This is a genomic window from Aliikangiella maris, assembly GCF_040719265.1.
Lineage (GTDB): Bacteria > Pseudomonadota > Gammaproteobacteria > Enterobacterales > Kangiellaceae > Aliikangiella > Aliikangiella maris.
The window spans coordinates 1-7,132 of sequence record NZ_JBFDAH010000027.1; the positions used below are offsets into that span (position 1 = coordinate 1).

The 7,132-nt window shown below is 35.6% G+C and carries 2 protein-coding genes and 2 pseudogenes; 3 read left to right on the top strand and 1 reads right to left on the bottom strand.

Annotated features, from left to right (window positions below; translation table 11 throughout):
- From ABVT42_RS18520 to ABVT42_RS18530, 3 genes and pseudogenes are all read left to right on the top strand, one after another.
- Positions 1 to 226 (top strand): annotated as a pseudogene (locus ABVT42_RS18520) (IS66 family transposase); the annotation flags it as partial.
- A 203-nt stretch (positions 227 to 429) separates the two neighbouring features.
- Positions 430 to 1,296 carry a tyrosine-type recombinase/integrase gene (locus ABVT42_RS18525; RefSeq protein ID WP_353897375.1) on the top strand — a complete coding sequence of 289 codons (867 nt, stop codon included), beginning with the start codon at positions 430 to 432 and terminating at the stop codon, positions 1,294 to 1,296.
- Between the two features lie 154 nt (positions 1,297 to 1,450).
- Entirely contained in the window at positions 1,451 to 4,474 is a 3,024-nt protein-coding gene (locus tag ABVT42_RS18530) for a TrlF family AAA-like ATPase (RefSeq protein ID WP_353897374.1), read from the top strand.
- A gap of 183 nt (positions 4,475 to 4,657) precedes the next feature.
- Here the strand turns inward: ABVT42_RS18530 and ABVT42_RS18535 are convergent.
- A pseudogene (locus tag ABVT42_RS18535) lies at positions 4,658 to 5,059 on the bottom strand (integrase core domain-containing protein); the annotation flags it as partial.
- Positions 5,060 to 7,132: the final 2,073 nt, after the last annotated feature.

Sequence of the window (7,132 nt, forward strand, 5' to 3'; positions counted from 1 at the left end):
ACTTCATAATAACTTGAGCGAGTCGGATATTCGTGAGTTTGTTAAGCGTCGAAAAATTAGTGGATGCACAAAAAGCGATAATGGTCGAGATTCTCTTGATACATTTTTATCACTTAAGAAAACCTGTCAGCGTCATGGCATTTCATTTTGGCATTACTTAGAAGATCGTATAAAAAAGTTAGGAAAAATACCTCAACTATGTGAATTCATAGTAAACTCACCGTAAAGTCTAAATGCCCCCGCTTTTTGAGCAATTACNAGCGTCATGGCATTTCATTTTGGCATTACTTAGAAGATCGTATAAAAAAGTTAGGAAAAATACCTCAACTATGTGAATTCATAGTAAACTCACCGTAAAGTCTAAATGCCCCCGCTTTTTGAGCAATTACAGCGATTAACTTTTACCTCGATGATTGTATTGCAAGGAATATGACACCGAGTACGATTAAATTAAAACGTCAGTCATTGGAGCGGTTCGATAGTTGGTGTTTGACCGAAAAAATACGGTCACCTCAAGAAATTGATTTGGATGTCATGGAAGACTACCGTCAATTTTTGCATCATTCGAAAAAGAAAAGTGATGGCAAACCTTTATCGATTAATACCCAATATAAATTTCTAACCGATTTAAAGCTGTTCTTACGCCGACTGTATTGTCGTCGTGTTATTACTAATGGTGAGTTTGAGAGCTTTGAGATGCCGCGCTGCAAAAAGGGCATACCGAGGGTTGTGCTATCTCCAAAGGAAATTGAAAGTATTTTTGTATTACCAACCTTGAGAAAAGACCTAATCGGTATTCGAGATAGAGCGATACTAGAGCTTCTCTACGCCTCTGCAATTCGGCGCTCTGAGGTAGCTCGTTTAAGATTATCTCATTTGGAGCTGGACAAGTTTCTGCTACAGATAGTTGAAGGGAAAGGCCTCAAAGATCGCCGTATTCCAATCAATAATCGAGCTGGGGAATGGATTAATCGGTATTTGTTTGAGATCCGGCCTAAATTAGCTACACTGCTTTCCGAGGATTATTTATTCATCACTGCCAGTGGAAACCCCATGAAGCCTGACCAAATTGGTCAGATGGTTGGCAAGTATGTTCGTAGAGCCGGTATTGATAAACCCGGTGCCTGCCACTTATTTCGTCATGCCGTCGCAACTTCCATGTTAAACGCTGGTGCTGATATTCGATATGTTCAAGAGCTTTTGGGGCACTCTGATCTATCGACGACGCAGATCTATACGCATGTTGCGATTGAACAGTTGCAGAAGGTTTATGAGAGAACGCATCCTGCTATTTAAAAGTGATATCTCATAGATTATTGCTAAGAGGTTTTTATTCGGACTTTTGGAATGAAGCAATACGCGGTTGGTCTGTTTTCGACACAAAGCGGGCATCTACCAAAAAGAATAGTGTCCATAGAAATACAAATTTTAATAGAGGGAACACAAAGCGATGACAATATTCCCAAGAGGTTCTGAATGGCGAAAATGGGATTTGCATGTCCACTCGCCGTATTCGTCCGGCTATACCGGAACGTGGGAACAGTTTATAGAGCAGATAAAATCTGCTGAGTGCGATGTTATTGGTGTAAATGATTATTTTTGTGTTGCTGGGTACAAGAAGTTGGTTCAAAGCGTTGAATCTGGAGATTTGGATTTACAAGGAAAAGTATTATTTCCAGTAGTTGAGATGCGAATGACGGACTCACTTCAAAATAAACATAACGAAACCAAAGGTGTCAGGCACTTTAACTTTCACATCATATTTAATAATGATCCGAGAAAGCTAAAAATTGATGATATCGAATCCTTTATAAAATCTTTGCAATCGAATGATGCGATTATTGGCGCAGATTACGGCGATAAATTAAAACTTGCAGAGAAGAAGGTTTCCTTTAAGGAAGTTCTTAAAGCGCTCTCTAAGGATGAAAAATTTAAAAGTAATTACCTTGTATGGCTCCCATATGATGAATATGGCGGAATTGATGAAATTGATCCAAAATCTGACGGATGGATAAAAGAAAACTTTATCAAAAATAGCGATATTCTTGGTTCTTCCCGCCAAGCACAGATAGATTTTTTTCATTGGAAGTCGCCTCTCGATAAGAAAGGGGAGCCAAGGTTTTCGCAAGAAGAGTTTGAAACCTGGTTTAAAGATAAAAAACCTTGTATTAAAGGTAGCGACTCTCATGATCATGGCTATCCTGTTGGAAAACTTCGCAACGAGAAATCGGCGGCTATAGATAAGTTTTGCTGGATAAAGACTGATCCAACCTTTCAGGGATTAAAGCAAATCGTTAATGAACCGGAAGGGCGAGTTCATATAGGCCAGATACCTGAAAGTCTGAAACGAGTTAACCAGCATCCGACGAAGGTTATCCACTCTGTTTCTGTAAAAAAGCGGGAGGATAGTAAAACCGAAGAAAAGTGGTTCAATTTCGACTTACCAATTAATAGTGGGATGGTTGCTATTATCGGAAATAAAGGCAGTGGTAAAAGTGCGCTCGCTGACATTATTGGCTTGCTTGGCAATACTAAAAGATACGATAAATTCAGCTTTCTAAACGACAAGAAATTTTCACATAAAAAGCGTGGCAAGGCGCAAGACTTTCAGGCCGAAATGACTTGGAATGACACAAAGAAAACTAAAGTAGATACGTTGGTTGAGAGCCATGATGCCTCAAGCTCCGAAAGAATAAAGTATATCCCTCAAAGTTACCTCGAAGATATTTGCTCTGAAGTCGGGTTGAGCGAAGAAAGTGCTTTTTATTCGGAGTTGAAGTCCGTAATTTTCTCACGTATAAAAAAATCAGATAGATTAGATTTTGATGATCTTGATAGCTTGCTTAAACACCGTGACAAAGAAGTGGAAAACCGAATTGACCAGCTTGTGAGTGAAATCAAAGCGATAAATCGAGATATTGCCGAGTTGGAAGGGAAACTTTCAGATGAGCATTTAAGAGAACTACAGGCTCACTTAAAGGTTAAAAACGAAGAGTTGGAAGCACATAATAGTGATAATGTGAAGCCTACACCAGCTCCTAAACCTGAAGAAGAAAATGAGCCGAAACCCAATGATGATCAAGTTACTTTAGATAGTAAGAAGCAAGAGTTAGTGAGTATAGATAATAAAATTAGTGAAGCTAACCAACAAGACGGGGCGTATGCCAGAGAAGAAGCAAGCTTAGAAAAAATTGATAAGCAATTGGATAATATAGAAAGCTATGTTGAATCGGCACTTGGTGAACTGGCAGAGGAGTTTAATCTGCTAAAAATTAATGTTGATGACGTCGCAAAACTTAAGATCGATAAGGAAGAGTTAGATCGTAGATTAATTTCTGTTCGTAAATCCAGGAAAGACATTTCAGAAAGCATCGACGCTCGAAAAGAAGACAGCCTAGCTGCAAAGCGCGACATTCTACTTACGGATATAGCTTCTTTGAACGAAAAGTTGAGTGAGCCTCAGAAGAAGTACCAAAAATACTTAGAAGATCTTCAGCTATGGCAGTCAAGGAAAGATGAAATCATTGGCGATGCTGTCACTATTGGTTCACAAAAATATTACGAAGATCAAATCGAGAAGATTAGAAATATCTACCCTGCACAAAAAAGCGAGCTTTGCCAGAAAAGGCATGAAAAATCCTTGGGAATATATCGAGAAAAAGTACAATTGCGCGAGCATTACGCTAGATATTACGGCTCGGTACAGGACTATCTTGATGGTTACCCCATAGATAATGTTAAAAATTTCAGAATTAAGTTTGATGTTGCAATATCAGAAAGCAGATTTACAGAAGAGTTTTTGAAAAAAATCAATCAGAATAGATCGGGTAGTTTTAGTGGGATGAGAGAAGGGACTGAAAAAGTAACGGAGTTTCTGGATAAGACGAATTTTGATTCTGTTGGTGACGTAGGTCTATTTTTAGAATTGATCATTAAAGCTCTTGAAAGTCATAATGACAAGCCCAACAGCGTCAAAAACCAGCTTGTCAAAGGCGGTACTGTTGAAGACCTGTACAATTATATTTTCTCTCTGGAGTACTTAAACCCATTTTACAGTTTGAAATGGGACGATAAAGAGTTAGGTCAGCTTTCTCCTGGTGAGCGTGGAAACCTTCTTCTTATCTTTTACCTGATTTTGGATCAGAACGACATCCCCCTTGTAATAGATCAACCAGAAGAAAATCTTGATAATCAGACGGTCTTTAATACGCTTGTTCCGTGCGTAAAAGATGCGAAAAAAAGGCGACAGATTATTCTTGTCACGCATAATCCAAACCTTGCTGTTGTTTGTGATGCAGATCAAATCATACATGCAAAAATTCATAAAGATCAGGGCAACGAAGTTGTCTATTCCACTGGATCAATTGAAAATCCGGAAATGAACACAAAAATTCTTGATGTTTTGGAGGGGACTCGACCAGCCTTCAATAAACGTGATTCAAAATATTGGCAAATCGAAAACACGGTTGTTTAGGACTAATATTAGGGAACATTAATTGAATTCAAAAGCTCAACTTTATAAATATAAAGGTAACAAGTGCTCCGTTTGTGGTATGAGTGTCAAAGAGATGCTAAACCGTTTTGGTACATTTAGTAGAATGTTTGAGCTGCATCACGTCGATCCTGAAAAAAAAAGGAAAGGATTACAATGTGGTGGTCAAGTAACTTTGGCCACAGATTTAGAGTTTTTCCAATAAATATCTTCCGCTATGTTTGGTGTTAAGCCGTTATTAAAAGTATGTGGTCTAACAGAGTTATAATAACGTAAAATGTAATTAACAATCGAATGCTCGGCTTCAACAATCGATTGATAACCAATAGTTGACATCCATTCGGTTTTATAGCTTCGAAAAAATCTTTCCATTGGACTATTATCCCAACAATTTCCTCGTCGACTCATGCTTTGCTTCATTTGATAACGCCAAATTAATTGACGAAACTGAAGACTGGTATAGTGACTTCCTTGATCGGAGTGAAACATCAAATCTTTAGGACGACCTCTCATCTCAAAAGCCATTGTTAAAGCCTTACTGGTTAGCTGACTATTGGGGGAAATGGTTGATTTACCAATACCCATGGCGTTAGCTGCTTCACGAATTGAATAACCTTTTTCTGTGACTAATTGCGCAGCTTCTAAACGAAATTCGGCTGTAAAAGTTGGTCTGTTTCTTTTGTTCATAAAGATATGCTCAGGTTGTATGTTGAAAGTGAATAGCTTACTAGCTTTAGAACCTTTCAAATGTAATTAGTTTTCTCTCGTTATATCTTTCTTTATCCTCATTAAATAATCGGCTGACGCACGTAAAAGCGATTAAAATATGTAGGATATAACCATAAATTTAAAATGGTTTAATATCCGTCTGTTAGTATTTTTGCTAAGAGATATCAATCAAGAGTCACGCACATTTAAATTAAAATCTCAATTCAAGTTTTTAATAATTACTTTTAGAGATAAATTAAGTATAGCGGGGATTCTTGGCTGTTATGGCTGGGTGGTGGCTGTGCTAGATAGTTAATTTATTAGAAAAAAATATTATCTATTAAGATGAATTTTTATATCTTTAGAAGTAGTTGAGAGTATTTGAGTGAGACTGTTTGTGCCTGTCAGTAAGTTAATTATCTGACTATATATCCATAAAATAAATAATGTTAATGGTTGTTTGTGGCTTTTTCCGAAGTTTGTGGTTTACAACTAAATAAATCTCAATTAGAAATTTTTAAATATTTATTTTGGCTATAGCAAAATAAATATAACAGAGGTGGTGGTGATTGATGAACAGTTGTTGTTAAAAATTTTTCATAAAAATAACCATAAAAATATAAGTGTTTTAACTGTTGTCTTATTATTAGAAAATAACTTTTACGTCATATAAAATTTTAACAAAAGACAATTGATGTTGACTTAAAATTACAATATTTTCAATTGTAGATAAAAACTCATTTAGTTAATAATGATGTTTTTATCGCCACATATAGTGTGGTAATTTATTGATAGAAGAACAAGTGAGATAAAAATAAAAAATTAAAAGAGATAGATAAAAGCTTTAGTAAAAATATAACAAGTGACTGACAAAAAGCTGTTTGATAATTTAAGGGAAATCTTTGGAAGAATAATGAAACTAAAATCTAATTAATCATTTCTATTGCTTGTTAGGGTTTGGCTTAAGTCTAATTAAAAAATAATTGATCTCAAAAAATATTGATCTCAAATTGAGCTCTCCTGATGTGGAGTTCTTTTTGGGTTGCTTTTCTGTTGAAAAGTCGTTGCTTGTATCTGGCTTGAGATTGATTTTAACGTGTTAAAAAATAGAGTTTATGTGAAATGTTGGTGACGTTGAAATGCTGTCAATTGACTTGTCACGGGTGTTTGATAGTTTTCTTAGTTGATATTTCTTAAAATTAAAATAACAGTTTGTTTTGCTCATTTTTATTTGAGTAAAAAAGTTAGATAAGAAAAAACAAATATTAATAAAGAAAGAATGATAATAAAGAAAGAATATTAATAAAGAAAAAAGTAACGACTAACAACTTGTTTCTGTAAAAAATTACCTGGTTTGTCTTAGTTGACAAAAGAGGCTGTTGAACACAGCTTCTGTAGTGCCGTGCACCTTGAGTTTAGGATTAAGCATTTCAAATGATGGATGTTTTTAAATTTTAAATGTTATTGGTTGCATAATGTTTGTTGTAAAGCGCTACTTAGAATGAATGCTAGGTCGAATGACTGTTGTCTGGTTGATCTTGCTATTTACTCTGTTGACTCTAGGCAGTTGATTACTTCTGTTAGTGCGCATAGTAGCCAAAACAAAAAACAGTCAATAAAAGAATGCTTAAACATAGATGTTTATTGAGCTTTAGCCGGAAAAGAGACTAATACCGATCTGGCTATTAAGTACTGTGTGGTGTGTCTGTTTGTTATGAATAAATAGAAAGCCCTTTAAATTGAGATTGCTAAAAACTCAATTGCATTAAAATAAGTTTATTAATCATTTGTATCTACTTAATGCGATGCAATTGGCGGTAGCGTGCTTAAATTTTAAGATTAGCATTTACTGATAATACAAAAAATCCATTTCAAAATATTTTCCAGTCATCCTTCAAATTTTCAAACGACTAATGTCAGAGGAATTAAAAC

Bases quoted from the DNA above. Each gene is read 5' to 3' on its own strand.
- ABVT42_RS18525 (WP_353897375.1), top strand. From the start codon at position 430: ATGACACCGAGTACGATTAAATTAAAACGTCAGTCATTGGAGCGGTTC.
- ABVT42_RS18530 (WP_353897374.1), top strand. From the start codon at position 1,451: ATGACAATATTCCCAAGAGGTTCTGAATGGCGAAAATGGGATTTGCAT.